The following is a 15,947-nucleotide window of genomic DNA, read 5'->3' as shown; positions in this document are numbered from 1 at the left end:
ACCGATGAACACCCAACACCGCACACGCGCGACGCTCATCGCAGCGGCCGCCGCGGCGCTGCTTCTCTCCGGCTGCACCCCTCAGCCAGCACTCGACATCGGCACGGATGCCGGCGCGCCGTCCGCATCCGCAGAGCACGGCGCCGCGACATCGCGCCTCGCGCTCAGCTACGACGGCGGCATCCTCGTGCTCGACGGCCCGACCCTGCAGCTGGAGGCTGATCTCCCGTTCGACGGCTTCACCCGGCTGAATGCCGCCGGCGACGGCCGGCACGTGCTCGTCACGACGACGGAGGGCTTCCGCGTGCTCGACACCGGCACCTGGACCGACAAGGAGGGCGATCACCACCTGGGCGAACCGGAGCTCACCGATCTCCTCTTCGAGGCCGACGCCGCCGGCCACGTCGTGCGGCACGGCGAGAAGACGATCCTGTTCGCAGACGGCACCGGCGACACCACGATCTTTGAGTCGGCGTCGCTGCTGCAGGCCGGCGACTCCCTGCCCGCGACCGAGACGATCCCCTCGGAGGAGGCCCACCACGGCGTCGCCATCGAGCTCGACAACGGCACCCTGCTCAGCACCACCGGCAACTCATCGGGGCGCACCGGCATCCGCGTGCTCGATGCCTCCCGCACCGAGATCGACCGGAACGAGCAGTGCCCATCGGTGCACGGTGAGGGCGCCGCGGCAAACGAGGTCGCCGTGTTCGGCTGCGCAGACGGTGTGCTCGTGTACGACGACGGGGCGATCACCAAGATCGCATCACCGGACGAATACGGCCGCACCGGCAATCAGTATGTGAGTGAGACATCGACGGTTGCCGTCGGTGACTACAACTCCGATCCTGACGCCGAGGGCTACCTGCTCAACAAGCTGCTTCTGGTCGACACCGAATCGAAGACGTCGTCCGTCGTCGAGCTGCCTGCCGGCGTCTCGTACACATGGCGCGACGTCGCGCGGGGGCCGAACGACGAGATTCTCGTGCTCTCCTCCGATGGCGCGCTCTACGTCCTCGATGAGCAGACCGGAGCCATCACCGCCACGCACCCCGTGATCGCGGCCTGGGAAGGCCCAGTTGAGTGGCAAGACGCCCACCCCGCCCTGCTCGTCAACGCCGGAGTCGCATACGTCACCGAGCCGGCGTCGAACTCGGTCCACGCCGTCGATATCGAGACGGGCGCGATCCTGAACTCGGTGCAGCTGCCGGCGACGCCGAACGAGATCGCCATCGTCACCGGATAACGTCGAGGGTGCGGAGTTCGCGCGTGCGCGGACCCCGCACCCTTCCGCGGCCGCCACCCGACCCCTGGGAACACCTCCATGATTTCTCCTGATCGCATCAGGATCCGACCGCTGCCCGGCGTTGCGATCGCCGTAGGATTGATCGCGACTTTCGCGCTCATCAGGGCAATGGCGCCGCCGCCGTTCACCGACACGCTCGCCGACGGTGTCAAGGATTTCTTCACGCTCTCGATCAGCGTCGTGGTGGAGAGCCTCCCGTTCGTGTTTCTGGGCATCCTGCTCTCGGTCGTCGTTCAGCTGTGGCTGCCGCCGGACACCCTCACCCGGCGCCTTCCGAAGAACGCCGTGGCGCGCCGTATCGTCATCTCGTTGCTCGGCGTCCTTCTGCCGGTGTGTGAATGCGGAAACGTCCCGCTCGCACGCGGCCTCATCCTGCGCGGCTTCACTGTCGGCGAGGCGATGACATTCCTCTTCGCCGCCCCGATCCTCAACCCCGTCACGATCATCACCACCTATCAGGCCTTCGGCTGGAGCGACGGAATCCTCGTCTCGCGCATCCTCGGAGGCTTCGTGATCGCCAACCTCGTCGGGTGGATCTACAGCAGGCACCCACAACCGATGACACTTCTGACACCACGCTTCCAGGCCAGTTGCGTGCACGCCGGCGCCCAGGCACCGAGCTCGCGCGGGCGACGCAGCGTTCTGATGTTCGCAGAAGAAGCCGGGGCGATGCTGCCAGCCCTGTTCATCGGTTCGGCCGTCGCCGGCCTCATCCAGGTGCTCATCTCCCGGGACACACTCGTGACGCTCGGGCAGAATCCGGTGCTCTCGGTGGCGGTGCTGATGCTGCTCGCCTTCGTGATCGCGATCTGTTCGAACGTCGACGCCTTCTTCGTCTTGTCGTTCGGTTCGACCTTCATGCCTGGCGCCATCGTCGCCTTCCTGGTCTTCGGCCCGATGATCGACATCAAGATGCTCGCCATGCTGCGCACGACCTTCACGGCACGCACACTGCTCCAGTTGACGGCAGTCATCGCACTGGCCAGCGGGGCTCTCGGGCTGGCGGTGAATCTGATTGTCTGAGCAGCTGCTGTCCGGTACCGACGCGCCGGCGACGACTCCCGTCGGACCCGATCACGTAGCCGAGCGTGAACCGGCCGCCCACATCGTTCGGCGGTTCGTCACCGCGTGGCAGGGCATTGTCCTGAGCCTGATCGGGATCGTGGCGACGGTCTGGCTCGGCATCAACGGGCAGCTCGGGCTCTACATCCACCCGCGCTACTTCAGCTTCACGATCATCATGGCCGTGCTCGCCGCCGGCTGCGCCGTCGCCGCGTGCGTCTTGCTGCCCGGCAACACTACGGCCAACGGCGATCCCGATCACAGTGGCCACGACGACGCGCCCGGCGAATCGGGGCGGCCGGGCCGTGCGTGGGCGGCGTCGATCATCGGCATCCTCACCATCGTCGGCGCGGTGGTGGCACTTCTCGTGCTTCCGCCGCACACACTCACCGGCGCGACCGCGACGCAGCGCAGCATCAACGCGGGGGTCGGCCCTGTGAGTGCCGCAAACGCCGCCCCACTCGCCGGCGGCGATTCAACGAGCTTCAGCGTGCGAGACTGGGCGATCCTCATCAGACAGAACCCGGACTCGGCCTATCTGCGCGAGCACAGCGCCCAGGTCACCGGCTTTGTGCTGCCATCGCAGGAGGACCCGGACAACCTCTTCTACGTCGCGCGGTTCATCATCACGTGCTGCGCCGTGGATGCGCAGCCCGTCGGCGTCCCCGTCTACCTGCCCGGCTGGCAGAGTGAATTCCAGCCGGACTCCTGGGTCTCGGTCACCGGCTCATTCTCGGCCAACCCGGTGCCCGGGAGCCTCGACGCGTTCGCCATCATCCCCGACGAGATCGGTGCCGTCGACGTTCCGGAGCAGCCCTATGTCTACTGATCTGTCACGGTTCCGACGACGGCTGTTCGGCGCACTGGGCGTGCTCGCGGTGCTCGTCGCCACCCTCGGCATCGCCGGATCGGCGCAGGGCCCGCGGCTTGAGGCCGCCGCGATCGACCCCGTCCGCAGTGTGCAGCTGGCCGGTCAGCAGCTCCGCCTCGAGCTGAATCAGCCGGTGGTCTCCGTCGAGCGCGAATCGGTCGTCGTGACGCCGGCAGCCGCCGCCGCTCTCAGCAGCGAGGGCTCGACTCTGACCATCACCTTTGAGCAGCCGTTGGAGTACTCCCGGGAGTACTCGGTGAGCGTGGCGGGCGTCGTCGGGCCCTTCACCTCCACCGCATCCACGATTCGGCACAGCTTCCGCACACCCGACGAGTTCGCGTACTCGCTGCACAGGCGCAGCACAGAGGGCGAGAAGGATGCCGTGCTTCGCCGGCCACTTGACCGGCCGGGCGATCAGGAGATCATCTTCAGCGCTCCGCGCATCACTGCGTTCGTGCACCACGGCGACGTGCTCGCGGCAACCACCCTCGACGACGACGGCCGTAGCGCGCTCTCCGTCAGCATGCCCGGCGAGGCGACGCCCCAGCAGATCACCCTCCCAACGGTGGGCACCGTGCGAGCGTTGGCCGCCTCTCCCACGAACGCAATCCTGGGATTCCTGATGACGAGCGCCGAAGTCAACGGCGAGCGCCGATTCGAGAACGCACTCTTCACGCTCGACCTCTCCGGGGCGATCGGCGGCGGCGTGCGGCCCGTCGAGGCGGCAGACGGCTCGCCGATGCGTGTGAGCGACTGGGTGTTCGTGCCGGGAACGACGTCGATCGTCGTGCAGGACTACGAGCAGGCGCTCACCCTCGTCGACCTCGCAGGGATCACCGCCAACACCCCTGTCGGCCGCCACAGCGAACTGCGCGGCTTCCTGCCCGGCACCAGCACGCTCGTCGTCGCCGACCCGGATGGCGGCTCGCTGATCGATCTCGCCGCAGGCACGACGACGGCCATCGAACTGCCGTCCAGCGAGTTGGCGCGCGGACGATATCTCGGCAAGGCCGCGCTGCTCGACGGCGACGGCACTCACCTGCTCGCGCTGTCTTCGCCGGCCGCCGACGGCGGGCCGGCGACGGATTCCGTGCTCACCCACGTCGGCGCCGACGGCACGCGCACACTCTATGAGCCGCCGGCCGACAGCCGGATCGCAGACTACTGCGTCTCCCCCAACGGTCAGTTCGTGGCTGTGGAGACGCTCGGTTCGGCCGCCCGGCCCGATGGCTACCCCGGTGTTCCGGGGTTCACGAATATGCTCACGCTGATCGTGGAGATCGGAACGGCCCGCGTCGTCTCAGGATTGAGCGGTGGATTCTCCGATTGGTGCTGAGCGCTCCAGCGATCCGGTCAGCTCGGTAACGGCGTGCCAGGCAGCAGCACCGAGAACACCGCGCCGGCCCTGCTCGACGTCACGGAGATCGTCCCCCCGTGCGCCTCGACGATCGAGTGCGCGATCGCCAGGCCCAGGCCGGTTCCCCCCGACTCACGGTTCCTGGCCGTGTCGGCGCGCACGAAGCGCTCGAACAGCACCGGCACCAGGGCATCGTCGATGCCGGGGCCTGTGTCGGAGACGGTCAGAGTGACCGCATCTCCGCGCACGCCGTCCGTGCTGATCCGCGCCGAGACCGTCGTGCCCCGCGGCGTGTGCAGCGAGGCGTTCGAGAGCAGATTGACGACGAGTTGGTGCAAGCGCTCGCGGTCGCCGCGCACGAGCACGGGCTCGTCCGGCACCTCGCTCCGCCAGTCGTGCTCCGGATTGCTCGCCCGTGCGTCACTGACGGCCGTGTCGACCAACTCGGCGAGATCGATCTCCTCGATCTGCAGGTCATGCCCCTCGTCGAGGCGGGCGAGCAGAAGCAGTTCGCTCACGAGCGAGCTCATCCGCTTCGCCTCCGACTCGATACGCGCCAGCGCGTACTCCGTGGTCTCCGGCAGCACATCACTCTCCTGGCGGGTGAGTTCGGCGTAGCCCTGGATGACGGCGAGCGGCGTGCGCAGCTCATGGCTGGCATCGGTCACGAACTGGCGCATGCGCCGGTCGGCCGCAGAGCGCGCGGCCAGCGCCGAATCCACGTGCTCGAGCAGCCGGTTCATCGCCTCGCCCAGCTTGCCGATGTCGGTGAGAGGGTCGGCGTCCGCACTGGCAACGCGCACCGCGATACCGCCGTCGCCCGTGTCGAGCGGCATCTGGATCACCGTCTCCGCCACGTCGACGACGCGTTCCATCGAGCGGAAGATCAGCTTGCCGAGAATGGCCGCGCTGATGACCGCGAGGATGAACGCGAGCAGCGCGACGATCATGTCCACCCTCGCCTGCTGCGCCTCTGCCTCGTCCGTCATGGCAAGCGGCACCGCGGTGACGAGGTACTCGCCTGCGTCCTTCGGCTGTACATCGACCCGGTAGCGGCCGAGGCCGTCCATGTCGCGCTCGCTCGTGCCCTCACCGGCCGCTGCCGCATCCGCCACCGCCTGTTCGGCCTCTGGCGACAATGTCGCGCTGTCGCCGTCGGAGAAACGGGCGGCGTCGACGACGGCGCCGTCCTGCACGATCGCGATGACGGTGCCCGTCGCCTGGCCGGAGAACTCAGTGAGGGGTTTGGCGAAGCCCTTGGCCTGCTCCTGCGCCGTCTCAGGGTCCGGGCCGCGGAAGCCGTTCCCCCTGTATTTGTCGACGGAGTGCTCAAAGGCCGACGATGACGCCGTGAGCTGGCCGTCGACGACGGTTGCGACGGTCGAGTTCAGCGAGATTCCACCCACGACGATGACGGCAAGCAGCGCCAGGCCGAGGATGACGGCGGTTCCCGCGACGAGCTGGGCCCGAAGCGTCCAGCCCGCCCTGCGCCCACGCGTGCTCATTCGGCCGGCCGCAACAGGTAGCCGACGCCGCGAACCGTGTGCAACATCGCGGGGCGCCCGGAGTCGAGCTTCTTGCGCAGGTACGACACGTAGAGGTCGACAATGCTGGCACGGCCCGCGAAGTCGTAGTTCCAGACGTTCTCCAAGATCTGTGCGCGGGTGAGGGCACGGCGCGGGTTGTGCATGAAGTAGCGCAGCAGCTCGAACTCCGTCGTGGTGAGCTCGATCGGCACTCCGTCGCGCTTCACCTCGTAGCTGCGCTCATCGAGGGTGAGGCCGCCGACGAGCAATACGGAGTCGTCCTCGGAGATCGCCTCCGATGCGCGACGCAGCAAGCCGCGTAGACGGGCAACCAGTTCCTCCAGGCTGAACGGTTTCGTCATGTAGTCGTCACCGCCGGCCGTGAGGCCGACGATGCGGTCGTCGATGGAATCCCTGGCCGTCAGGAACAGCGTCGGTGTGCCGTGGCCGATCTCCCGGATGCGGCGGAGCACCTCGAGGCCGTCCGTGTCCGGAAGCATGATGTCGAGTACAACGACATCCGGCGTGCTCGCTCGGTAGTGCGCCAGCGCCTCGCTGCCGTTCTGGGCGATATCGACCACCCATCCCTCGTAGCCGAGTGCGAGGCTGACGAGGCTGGTGAGGCCCGGTTCATCGTCGACGAGAAGCACGCGGATCGCGCTGCCATCCGGCCGGTACAGGCGCGGCAGGCGCGCCAGAACGGCCCGCCGACGGGCCGTGGCCGTCGTCGGGCGGGAAGAGCTGTCAGCTTCGTCCACGGTTCATTATCCGCATAGCGATGTGCGCACTGAAGATCAACCCCCCGATTCATAGCAGCTTCAAATAAACACATAATCGCGCCACACTTCGACGCGTTACCGTGTGCGGCATGTCACTCACCGCAGCCCGGACGGCGTCCACGCTCGGCGCCGCGGTCGACTCCGCCCGAGCCGCCGGCCGGGAAAGCTCCGCCAGGCGTGAGCTGGTGGCCGAGCGAACGCTGGAGCGAGCGGTGTTCGCGCCCACGATCCAGACGAGTCGGCTCACCGTGCGCCCGCACAGGATGGCCGACGCCGACGCGTGGTACGCCATCCAGTCGGATCCCGAGGTGCGCCGCTACCTGCCCTGGCCGGAGCGAACGCGGGAGCAGTCGTTGGCGCACCTCCGTCGGCGCACCGCGAGCACCGTGCTGGCGCGGCGCGATGACTTCCTCGCCCTGGCCGTCGAACACGATGGCACACTGATCGGCGACGTCTCCATGCATCTCCGCGTTGTCCCGTCGGAAAACCGCGAGGTGGAGGCCGGCTGGCTGCTCGGAAGCGCCCACTCCGGCCACGGCTACGCCGTCGAGGCGGCGGGAGCCCTGCTGGGCTTCGCCTTCCGCGAGCTGCGGGCGATGACGGCATCCGCAGTCATCGACGAGCGCAATGTGAGGTCGCTGGCGCTCGCGAGCCGACTCGGCTTCGTGCGGGAACGCTGCTCGAATGGCCGCTGGCGGCTCCTCCTCACGCACCAGATGATGCTGGCGGCAGGCGGCGAGCACGAGCAGATCGCGCAGCGACCCTGATCCGCACGGCTTGATCGGTGCGGGTGGGCGCGCGTCCCAGACGTCGCGTCCACCCGCACCGGTGAGTCTCGAGCTAGCGCAGGCTGCTCCACAGCTCACAGTTGTGAGCGTCGGAGAAGGTGTCGATCATCTCGATCCCGCCGGCCGAGGCGGTCTTCAGCTGCAAGACCTCCGAGCCATCGACGAAGGTGGTCCATTCCGGGGTGCCCTTGAGTGCGGGCTCGCCACTCTGCATGAACGACAGCCACAGCTCGATCATGTCGTCGGAGAGCTCGGACTGCTCCTCGTTCAGCGCCCGCTGTGCGGCCGCGTAGTTGAAGAGGTACTGCAACTCGGTGGTGTGCGTCGCCCCCAGCTCCAGGGAGGACGGCGGGAACGGGCTGCCGAGGTCGCGCCATCCCGGTGCCGTGCGGTCGGCGAACTCGTAGAAGTACACGTCGCGACCTGCGGATGAGAAGGCGTCGGCGGTGGCGAGCGCCGGGCAGGCGAACTGCGAGTCGCCGCTCATCCAGCCGAGTGCGAACACCGGGTCGGGGCCGGCATCCGCCGGGTACGCCTCGAGGACGGCCGGTGCTGCATCGCCGAACTGTCCGGCAACCATGGCCTCGTACTCGGCCGGGTCGAGCGGGTAGTTCGCCGAGGCGAAGCCGAGCCACTCGTCGCTGGTGACGCCCATGAGCAGTGGCACGTCGGCCAGCGTTCCGTTCTGAGCGGCCTCATCGGGGCCGACCGGCTGGTCTGGCCCGCCCGAGGAGGGGTAGGCGAAGCCGAAGCCGGAACCGGCGCCGACGACCGATGCGGCGGGAACCGCGCGCAGGCAGGCGAGGTCTCCCTCTGCACAGCCCCAGTCGGCGCTGTACGACGCCGTGCTCACCGGGGTGTCGCTGACGCTGCAAGCGCCGATGGACTGGATCGCGGCCTTGTCGAAGAGGCCTGCGGCCGTCGGGGACGCAAGCTGGAAGCAGACCGATCCGGCGCCGGCAGATTCGCCGACGATCGTGACGTTCTCCGGGTCGCCGCCGAAGGCGTCGATGTTCTCCTGTACCCAGCGGAGTGCCTCCTGCTGGTCGAGCAGGCCCCAGTTGCCCTGGGCGCCGAACTCGCTCTCCTCTGTCGAGGTGGGGAAGAACCCGAAGAGCCCGACGCGGAAGGCGGGGATGACCGCGATGGCCTCACCGGTTGCCGTGAAGTCGCGGCCGTCGTAGATGTTCGGGGTGCCTCCGGTGTAGCCGCCGCCGTGCAGGAAGACTACTACGGGGAGCTTGTCCTTCTGCTTCTTCGGGGCAGCGGGCGCGTACACGTTCAGGTAGAGGCAGTTCTCGCTGAGCGAGCCGTCCGAATCGCCGTTGACCGGCTGGGGGCAGTCGGGGCCGGCCTTGGACGCGTCGAGCGTGCCCTCCCAGCCCGCTGCGGGCTCCGGCTCGTGCCAGCGCAGCTCGCCGACTGGGGGCTTGGCGTATGGCAGGCCGAGGTATTCGACACCGGATGCCGTCGCAACACCAGTCAGCGTGCCCTGGTCGATGGTGATCGTGGTGTCAGCGGTCGGCTTGGCGGCCGCTGTTGCTGCCTCGCTGTCTCCGCCGGGGGCGCACCCGGTGAGGAGAAGCGCGGCAGCGGCGATGGCCGCGATGGCCATCCCCGCTCTGGTGTGCATGTGCATGGAGATGTCCTGACTTCCTTGTAGTTGTGATTGCGCGAAAACCTAGTGCGGTTCGATTTTAGGGTTCTGGTGGCCCACCGCGCCAGAGACGGCACCCGATCGTGGGCGTCGCTCCCCTAGGATCGGCGCATGTCCCGCCTCGTCATCGTTCTGCCGATCACCCCACTCACCGTCGGCGACAGCTTTGCTGTGCGCGACTGGCCGCTGCACATCACGGTGTTGCCTCCGTTCCTCAGCAACGCCGAGCCCGCCGCCATCGCGGATGTCGTCGCCACCGCCTGCGCAGACCAGGGGGCGCTTCGCGTCATCGCCGACCACGATGAGCTGTTCGGTCGCCGCCATGACATCCCCGTCACACTTGTGCGCGAGCACCCCGAGCTGACGCGGCTGCACCGCGCGCTCGTCGACGCCCTGCGCCCCTTCGCGGCGACGCCGGAGGAACCGGCATTCACGGGAGACGGCTTTCGCCCCCATGTGACCGTCAAAGGCGCCGCCAGGGTGAGCGCCGGCGACGTACTCTCCCTCAGCCAGATCGCGATCGTCGACATGATGCCGCGCGCGCACCCGGCCGGCCGCACGGTGCTCGCCACCCACAATTTGCAGCAACGCCCCTGACACATCGCGGTCGGTGGGAGAGCGAATCACGGATGCGTACTCGAAATGTCATTCGAAATTCACCCCTACCCGCGCCGCCATCGCAGCCCTTAACACTGCGAACACGTCGCGGTCACTCACAGGCTGTTCAAAGTGGTTATCCACAGCCAAGTGCACATGCCGCACGCCCTTGTTTCCGGGGTTTGCACACGAGTTCCCACATTCTTATCCACAGGCGAATTTGTGAAGAAAGCTACGAAACTCGCAACCCGACGGCTTCCAAGATCGACGGCTTCGGCGTTCCCCCCTTTCGGCTGCATCGACTCTCGCCTAGCGTTGACTGGCAGGGGAACACCACTGCACAAGGAGTTGACGACGAATGCCTGATTCCAGCGGGGCCGGCGCGGCCGCACAGCGCGACCAGCCACTCAAGGGGGACCACGAGTTGACGGAGGCTCAGAAAGTCGCCGAGATCATCGCCAGCACCAGTACCGAACTGGGCGGCCGAGCGGAGTCGATGATCAGCGCAACCCTCATCGCCCGGTTCGCCGAGAGCGGTCTCGACATTTCGAGCGTCGAGGCTGCGCGAGTCGCCCACGACATCGCGCTCGCACCCAAGCTTCGCGCGACTCTGGACGACTGAGCGTCTCAGAATCGTCGGGGATCTGGCTCAGTCGACCGGCTCACCCTGGGTTCTGATGAAGTCTTTCTCCCCCTCGGTCAACACCCATCCATCGCCCTCGATGTCACGGCCGATGATTGCCTCGATCTGACGGACGATCTCATCCGGCAATGGCGCTTCGAGGTCCCCTTGAATCCGGTGTTTGCTTGCCGCGATCAGCTGCGGCCACCATCGTTCGATTGCAATGTGTTCGGCTGGCATGACCCCTCCTCATCCCTGTCAACACTGCCACGTCGGATGCCGAAAAAACAGGGGCGCATTGCCAACCGCGCACGGCTGTCAAGCCCCTTGCCCGGGACGCGACCTCTTGACATCGTGGAGGAACGGCGTACCGTGATGCCGTGAGCTGACCGCGTCACAAACAAGGTCCCAAACAAGGAGGAACTCGTGAACATTTTGCTGGTGATCGTCATCGTTGTCGCCGTAATTCTCGCGATCACAGGTGGCTTGGTTGAGTCGCTGAACTTCCTGCTCTGGGTGGGAATCATCCTGGCCGTGATCGCGATCATCGCCTGGCTCATCCGCTCCCTGAGCGGGCGCAACAACGTGTAGCGCTCGCATCGGAGACTGGGACGGAGACGTCGATGCCGGGGAAGACGAACCCGAGCCTCAAAGACCCCGAACTCTACGAGGAGTTGCGCAAGGACGGCGCGTCCAAAGAGAAGGCCGCCCGCATCTCGAACGCCGCGGCAAAGGAAGGTCGAGCGACCATCGGCAGCCGGGGCGGCCACTCGGGAGACTACGACGAATGGACTGTCAAGGCCCTGCGCGACCGCGCGAAGGAGTTGGGTCTGCGCAACTATTCATCGAAACGCAAGAGCGAACTCATCTCCATGCTGCGTAATCACTGACCGCTGATCCTCAGCATCGACCGAGAAGCGACGCGGAAACGTCCCGCACATCCCGCTTCGCTGATCCAGGGAGTGCACGATGGTTCGATTCGGGATCGAAGAAGAGTTCATGCTGCTCGACCCGTGGCGGCTCTCACCCGTCGCCCGGGCCGAGAGCGTGCGTGAACGTATTGCCACACGCGGGGTGGTCACCGATGTCCATCCGGAGTTCCTCGCGTCCCAGATCGAGTATTCGACGCCGATCTGCTCGGATCTCACTCAGGCGCACAGCTGGCTCGCCCACTTTCGCGAAGAACTCGGCGCCGCCGCGGAGCAGTGCGAGGTCGTGGCGGCCGGCAGCGGCATTCCGTATGACACCGACAACGATCCGCCGCTGACGCCCAATGCCCGCTACGCCCGCGTGCGCTCGGACATTCGCGGGATCAGCCATGACCACCAGATCAATGCCGTGCACGTGCACGTCGAGGTGGGCGACAGGGAGTCCGGCGTGCGGGCGATGAACGGCGTGCGCCCGTGGCTGCCACTGCTGCTCGCGCTCGGCGCGAACTCGCCGTTCTGGAAGGGGATCGACACCGGCTTCGCCAGCTGGCGGAGCGTGCTGATCCGGCGCTGGGGCGTCGCGGGCATCCCACCGCTCTTCCGCGGTGCCGAGGACTACGCGCAGAGGGCGGAGCGCCTCGTGCAGAGTGGTGCGATCTTGGACCTGGCCACGATCGCGTGGGGAGCGCGCCTGTCTGAGCGCTACCCGACCATCGAGATCAGGGTGTTCGATGCCCAGTTGCGCGCTCAGGACACGGTGCTGCTGGCCGCACTGGCTCGGGCCGTCATCGCCACGGTCACGGCCGAGCACCTCGACACGGCCAGCATCGCCGAGCACCCGCCGGAGCTGCTCGATGCCGCGCTCTGGCTTGCCGCTCGCGACGGCACCACGAACGGGGTCTTCGACGCGCTCACCGGCTCGATCGTGCCGGCCCGCGACGCCGTCGCATCCCTTCTGGAGTTCGTCGGTCCTGAACTCGACGCCAGCGGCGACCGGCACGAGGTCGAAACGCAGCTTCAGCGCATGCTCACGCACGGCACTGGTTCGGAACGACAGCGGGTGGCACACCGCGTCGGCGGGCAGCCGGGCCTGGCGGCTCTGTTCTCGATGACACGGGAGAGCGAAGCCCAGCGCACGGCGTGACGGGCGCGGGTCGCGCCCGGCGGCTTTTGCTGCAAGGACTCGATGGAACGTGCAGTGACGGCCACGGGCGCGGGTCGCGCCCGGCGCCTTTTGCTGCAAGGATTCGATGGAACGTGCTGGGGGCGCATGCTCGACCGTCGCCCCGCGGCCCTCTCCCATCGAAAGGACCCCTGTGTTCGACTTCTGGTTCGGCCCGATTCCGGCAATCATCGGCGCCGTCGTCATCGTCTTGATCATCGCCCTGATCTACAGCAAGACGCTCTACAAGAACGCGGGGCCAGATGAGGCCCTCATCATCACGGGCAAGCGCTCGAAGCGCACGGTCGTCGACGGGCAGGCGCGCGAGACCTCCGGTCAGCGCATCGTCGTCGGCCAGGGTGTGTTCATCACGCCGTTCTTCCAGAAGGTGCACAAGCTCGAGCTTCGCTCGCGCGCGATCGAGGTCACGGCCCTCGCCCAGGACCGCAATGGCGTCACGATCACCGTCGACGCCGTCGCCATCGTGAAGGTCGGCGAGGAGCACGCCTCGATCCTGGCCGCCGCCCAGCGCTTCCTCGGCCAGGACAAGAACATCGATTCCTTCGCGCAGGAGGTGCTCTCCGGTTCGCTGCGGGCATCGATCGGCGCCACCGACGTGATGACGATCATCCAGCGCCGCGACGAACTCGGCGCGACCGTGCTCTCGACCGCCCGCGAATCGCTCGCGAACCAGGGCCTCGACGTCGACTCCTTCGAGATCAAGGGCATCACCGACGACAACAACTACATCAACGACATCGGTCGCGCCGAGCAGGCCAAGGTGCGTGCAGCCGCCGAGGTGGCCGAGGCCGCATCCACCCGTGAGGCCCGTCAAGCCGCCATCGCCGCCGAGCAGGCCGTCGCTGAGGCGGAGGCGACGCTTGCCCTGCGTCGCGCTGCGTTGAAGCTCGACACCGACCGCGCAGCGGCCGAGTCCGAGGCCGCCCGCCCGCTGGCCGAGGCCACCGCGCAGCAGAACATCATCGAGCAGCAAGAGCTCACCGCGCAGAAGCGCGCCCAGCTGAAGAAGGCCGAGCTGGAATCCGAGGTCAACGCGGTGGCGGATGCCGAGAGCTACCGCATCCGCGTGACCGCAGAGGCGCAGGCTGCCGCCGCGGTCGCCGCCGCCAACTCCTCGCGCGATGCCCGTGTCGCCGCGGCCGAGGCCGTGCGGGTCGAGGGTGAGGCCGAGGCCGGATCGATCCTCGCTCGCGGCAAGGCAGAGGCCGAGGCCACGCGCCTCTCGGCGCAGGCCGTCGCCGACCAGTCCGATGCACTCATCCAGCTGCGCATGATCGAGTCGCTGCCCCTGATCGCGCACGAACTCGCCGCCCCGATGGGCAACATCGATCAGCTCACCGTCATCTCGACCGACGGCGCATCGCAGCTCTCCAAGAACGTGGCGAGCGGCTTCAGCGAGGTCGACTCCGTGCTCAAGTCCACGATGGGGATCGGCGTGCGCGAGCTGCTGAACTCGGTCGTCGGCGGGGCTGCCGGCGGGGCGGTCGGCGGCGCCGTGGCCGGCCGCGACCGGGCGGCAAGCACGGGCTCCGGTTCGGGTTCGGGCTCCGCGGGCTCCGGCTCGGGCAAGAAGTCCGCACCGGCTGCCACGGCGCCGGAGTTGGTCGCGTCGCCGAAGGTCGTCGCCGCCCCAGCGAGCGCTGCGCCCGTTGCAGCTCCCGTCGCACCGCCCGTAGCGGCAGCCGCGCCGGTCGCCGCTCCCGTCGCACCGCCGGTGCAACCGGCCGCCGCGGCATCCGCCCCCATCGACCCCGTGGTGGCGCAGGCCATCGCCGCCGCCGAAACCGTTGTTGCGCAGCAGGTGCAGGCCACGGGCGCCGTGCCGGCACCGAACCGTGCGACGCTCGACGCCTTCGCTGCCGAACACGGCATCGACCCCGAGCTGGCCAGCCAGATCCTCAACCGGGTCAGCGCGAAGTTCAAGGCCAGCCGGGCCAAGTAGCCGGCCGCGACCAGCATGCAGAGGGCGGCGTTCCCACACGGGGCGCCGCCCTTCGCTGTCCCGCCAGGTTGAGCGCGGAACGGTCATTGAATCGATCCACGTCGAGAGTTTGGCGCAGTCTCCTGGCTAGGGTGCCGCCTTTGAGCGGCGGCGTGCAGCCGATCGGTGCCGGGCTATCCGGCCGGCGCCGGCTGGCACACGGCAGCGGCCTGCAGCGCAGCTGTCGCCTGCTCGGCAGACCACGGCAGCTCGAGAGTTGGAGCACTCGCCCCACCCGCGGCAGGCGCCTTCGAGGCGATCGATGCCAATTGCATGGCCAGCTGCTGGGCAAAGCCCTTGCCTGCCGTCGAGTTGTTGAGCATGACGACGACGGTGAAGCCCGTTTCCGGATCAGCGTACGCCGCGGTCAGAAACCCCGAGATCTCGCCATCGTGCCCGACCAGGGGGCCGAGCGTCTGCACACCGAGGCCGTAGCCCTTCCACGTGGGGGAATCGCCGCCGAGTGAGACCGTCGCCAGCTGGGCGTCTGCCGATCTGTTGCTCAGCAGGCTCCCCTCTGCCAGCACCTGCGACCAGCGCTTGAGGTCGTCGAGCGTCGAGACGACGCCGCCCGTCACCCCGGAGAGCGATGGCGAGAGTTTCGTCTCGTCGTGCACGACGGCGCAGTCTCGCGAACCGTCCGGGTTCACCGCCGCGGCGTAGCCGTGGGGCGCGGGCGATTCGATCGTGAACTCGTCACCGGTGGGCACACTGGTCTCGCTGAGGCCGAGAGGCGTGAAGATGTACTCGTCATACAGCTCGGCCCAGCTCTGGCCGCTCGCCGCCGTCAGCGCCAGGCCGAGCACACCGATCGCCGTCGCGGAATCCTGCCACGTGGTGCCCGGCTCCGTCCTCGCCGCGGCGAGACCGCCGGAGATGAGCTCGATGCCCGACCATTCCCGCTTCGGATTGTTCACGAACTGCGCCTGGAACTGCGGCCGGTAGTCGGCGAGTCCGGCCGTGCCCTGGCAGAGCTGGCCGAGCGTGATGCCCTCCAGACCCGGCTGATCCGGCAGGTACTCCGCGACCGGGTCGCTCACCGAGAGCGTGCCGGCATCCGCCAGCTCGAGCATCACCGTGCAGACCATCGGTCGGTCACCCGCCGCACTGCGGAAGTGCATGTCGGTGCTGAGTGGGGCCGTGCCACCCACGGTGCTCACACCCTGGGCGCTGGTCCACTCGCCGCCCCACGGGGCCCACACGCCTGCAATGGCACCGGATGACGCCGACCACGCGATCGCCTGAGCGAGCGCCGCGTCGAGCTGCTCGGTCATCGCCTGAGGCAGCGGCCC

General features: G+C 67.9%; 16 protein-coding genes. 11 read left to right on the top strand and 5 right to left on the bottom strand.

All coding sequences use genetic code 11. From position 1 onward, the window contains the following. The first annotated feature begins 4 nt into the window (after positions 1–4). From aztD to ASC66_RS15455, 4 genes are all read left to right on the top strand, one after another. Positions 5–1,243 carry a zinc metallochaperone AztD gene (gene aztD, locus ASC66_RS15470; RefSeq protein ID WP_055841493.1) on the top strand — a complete coding sequence of 413 codons (1,239 nt, stop codon included), beginning with the start codon at positions 5–7 and terminating at the stop codon, positions 1,241–1,243. Between the two features lie 78 nt (positions 1,244–1,321). Next, positions 1,322–2,326, top strand: coding sequence for a permease (locus tag ASC66_RS15465; protein ID WP_082492381.1), 1,005 nt, complete (start codon positions 1,322–1,324; stop codon positions 2,324–2,326). Next, positions 2,319–3,194, top strand: a complete 876-nt coding sequence (locus tag ASC66_RS15460) for a TIGR03943 family putative permease subunit (RefSeq protein ID WP_055841490.1) — start codon at positions 2,319–2,321, stop codon at positions 3,192–3,194. The genes ASC66_RS15465 and ASC66_RS15460 overlap by 8 nt, the downstream gene beginning before the upstream one ends. After that, complete coding sequence (locus ASC66_RS15455; protein WP_157509821.1) at positions 3,184–4,572, top strand: hypothetical protein; 1,389 nt, start codon at positions 3,184–3,186, stop codon at positions 4,570–4,572. Before ASC66_RS15460 ends, ASC66_RS15455 begins: the two co-directional genes overlap by 11 nt. A 17-nt stretch (positions 4,573–4,589) precedes the next feature. Here ASC66_RS15455 and ASC66_RS15450 read toward each other — a convergent pair whose 3' ends face one another. Further along, entirely contained in the window at positions 4,590–6,098 is a 1,509-nt protein-coding gene (locus ASC66_RS15450; RefSeq protein ID WP_055841483.1) for a sensor histidine kinase, read from the bottom strand. Beyond that, positions 6,095–6,877, bottom strand: coding sequence for a response regulator transcription factor (locus ASC66_RS15445; protein ID WP_055841480.1), 783 nt, complete (start codon positions 6,875–6,877; stop codon positions 6,095–6,097). The genes ASC66_RS15450 and ASC66_RS15445 overlap by 4 nt, the downstream gene beginning before the upstream one ends. A gap of 110 nt (positions 6,878–6,987) precedes the next feature. Between ASC66_RS15445 and ASC66_RS15440 the strand changes: the two genes are divergently transcribed. After that, on the top strand, positions 6,988–7,665 hold the full coding sequence (locus ASC66_RS15440; protein ID WP_082492380.1) for a GNAT family N-acetyltransferase: 678 nt from the start codon (positions 6,988–6,990) through the stop codon (positions 7,663–7,665). A gap of 73 nt (positions 7,666–7,738) precedes the next feature. Here the strand turns inward: ASC66_RS15440 and ASC66_RS15435 are convergent, their stop codons facing one another. Beyond that, on the bottom strand, positions 7,739–9,325 hold the full coding sequence (locus ASC66_RS15435) for a carboxylesterase/lipase family protein (RefSeq protein ID WP_055841477.1): 1,587 nt from the start codon (positions 9,323–9,325) through the stop codon (positions 7,739–7,741). Positions 9,326–9,454: 129 nt separating this feature from the next. On the opposite strand from ASC66_RS15435, the gene ASC66_RS15430 reads away from it, so the two are divergent. Both ASC66_RS15430 and ASC66_RS15425 read left to right on the top strand, forming a co-directional pair. After that, positions 9,455–9,940 (top strand): 2'-5' RNA ligase family protein, encoded by a 486-nt coding sequence (locus ASC66_RS15430; RefSeq protein ID WP_055841474.1) that lies wholly within the window; start codon positions 9,455–9,457, stop codon positions 9,938–9,940. Positions 9,941–10,298: 358 nt separating this feature from the next. Beyond that, a complete protein-coding gene (locus tag ASC66_RS15425; RefSeq protein ID WP_055841472.1) occupies positions 10,299–10,562 on the top strand; it encodes a hypothetical protein in 264 nt (87 codons plus the stop codon). 27 nt (positions 10,563–10,589) lie between these two features. Here ASC66_RS15425 and ASC66_RS15420 read toward each other — a convergent pair whose 3' ends face one another. Beyond that, a complete protein-coding gene (locus tag ASC66_RS15420; RefSeq protein ID WP_055841469.1) occupies positions 10,590–10,802 on the bottom strand; it encodes a hypothetical protein in 213 nt (70 codons plus the stop codon). A 186-nt stretch (positions 10,803–10,988) separates the two neighbouring features. Here ASC66_RS15420 and ASC66_RS18360 point away from each other — a divergent pair, with 186 nt between their 5' ends. From ASC66_RS18360 to ASC66_RS15405, 4 genes are all read left to right on the top strand, one after another. After that, positions 10,989–11,153, top strand: coding sequence for a hypothetical protein (locus ASC66_RS18360; RefSeq protein WP_199677018.1), 165 nt, complete (start codon positions 10,989–10,991; stop codon positions 11,151–11,153). Positions 11,154–11,185: 32 nt separating this feature from the next. Continuing rightward, positions 11,186–11,452, top strand: a complete 267-nt coding sequence (locus tag ASC66_RS15415; RefSeq protein WP_055841466.1) for a DUF7218 family protein — start codon at positions 11,186–11,188, stop codon at positions 11,450–11,452. Between the two features lie 79 nt (positions 11,453–11,531). Further along, a complete protein-coding gene (locus ASC66_RS15410; protein WP_055841464.1) occupies positions 11,532–12,635 on the top strand; it encodes a carboxylate-amine ligase in 1,104 nt (367 codons plus the stop codon). Positions 12,636–12,807: 172 nt separating this feature from the next. Then, positions 12,808–14,616 (top strand): SPFH domain-containing protein, encoded by a 1,809-nt coding sequence (locus tag ASC66_RS15405; protein WP_055841460.1) that lies wholly within the window; start codon positions 12,808–12,810, stop codon positions 14,614–14,616. A gap of 173 nt (positions 14,617–14,789) precedes the next feature. On the opposite strand, the gene ASC66_RS15400 is transcribed toward ASC66_RS15405, so the two are convergent. Further along, entirely contained in the window at positions 14,790–15,929 is a 1,140-nt protein-coding gene (locus tag ASC66_RS15400; RefSeq protein WP_055841457.1) for a serine hydrolase domain-containing protein, read from the bottom strand. Positions 15,930–15,947 lie beyond the last annotated feature (18 nt).

The sequence above is a fragment of the Leifsonia sp. Root4 genome (assembly GCF_001425085.1).
Classification (GTDB): Bacteria; Actinomycetota; Actinomycetes; order Actinomycetales; family Microbacteriaceae; genus Microterricola.
Note: the sequence above shows the minus strand (reverse complement) of the source record. Positions and strands in the feature narration are given on the sequence as shown.

What these genes read in the sequence shown, in the direction of transcription:
- aztD (WP_055841493.1), top strand. Translation starts at nt 5, where the DNA reads ATGAACACCCAACACCGCACACGCGCGACGCTCATCGCAGCGGCCGCC.
- ASC66_RS15465 (WP_082492381.1), top strand. Translation starts at nt 1,322, where the DNA reads ATGATTTCTCCTGATCGCATCAGGATCCGACCGCTGCCCGGCGTTGCG.
- ASC66_RS15455 (WP_157509821.1), top strand. Translation starts at nt 3,184, where the DNA reads ATGTCTACTGATCTGTCACGGTTCCGACGACGGCTGTTCGGCGCACTG.
- ASC66_RS15450 (WP_055841483.1), bottom strand. Translation starts at nt 6,098, where the DNA reads ATGAGCACGCGTGGGCGCAGGGCGGGCTGGACGCTTCGGGCCCAGCTC.
- ASC66_RS15440 (WP_082492380.1), top strand. Translation starts at nt 6,988, where the DNA reads ATGTCACTCACCGCAGCCCGGACGGCGTCCACGCTCGGCGCCGCGGTC.
- ASC66_RS15435 (WP_055841477.1), bottom strand. Translation starts at nt 9,325, where the DNA reads ATGCACATGCACACCAGAGCGGGGATGGCCATCGCGGCCATCGCCGCT.
- ASC66_RS15430 (WP_055841474.1), top strand. Translation starts at nt 9,455, where the DNA reads ATGTCCCGCCTCGTCATCGTTCTGCCGATCACCCCACTCACCGTCGGC.
- ASC66_RS15425 (WP_055841472.1), top strand. Translation starts at nt 10,299, where the DNA reads ATGCCTGATTCCAGCGGGGCCGGCGCGGCCGCACAGCGCGACCAGCCA.
- ASC66_RS15420 (WP_055841469.1), bottom strand. Translation starts at nt 10,802, where the DNA reads ATGCCAGCCGAACACATTGCAATCGAACGATGGTGGCCGCAGCTGATC.
- ASC66_RS15415 (WP_055841466.1), top strand. Translation starts at nt 11,186, where the DNA reads ATGCCGGGGAAGACGAACCCGAGCCTCAAAGACCCCGAACTCTACGAG.
- ASC66_RS15410 (WP_055841464.1), top strand. Translation starts at nt 11,532, where the DNA reads ATGGTTCGATTCGGGATCGAAGAAGAGTTCATGCTGCTCGACCCGTGG.
- ASC66_RS15400 (WP_055841457.1), bottom strand. Translation starts at nt 15,929, where the DNA reads ATGACCGAGCAGCTCGACGCGGCGCTCGCTCAGGCGATCGCGTGGTCG.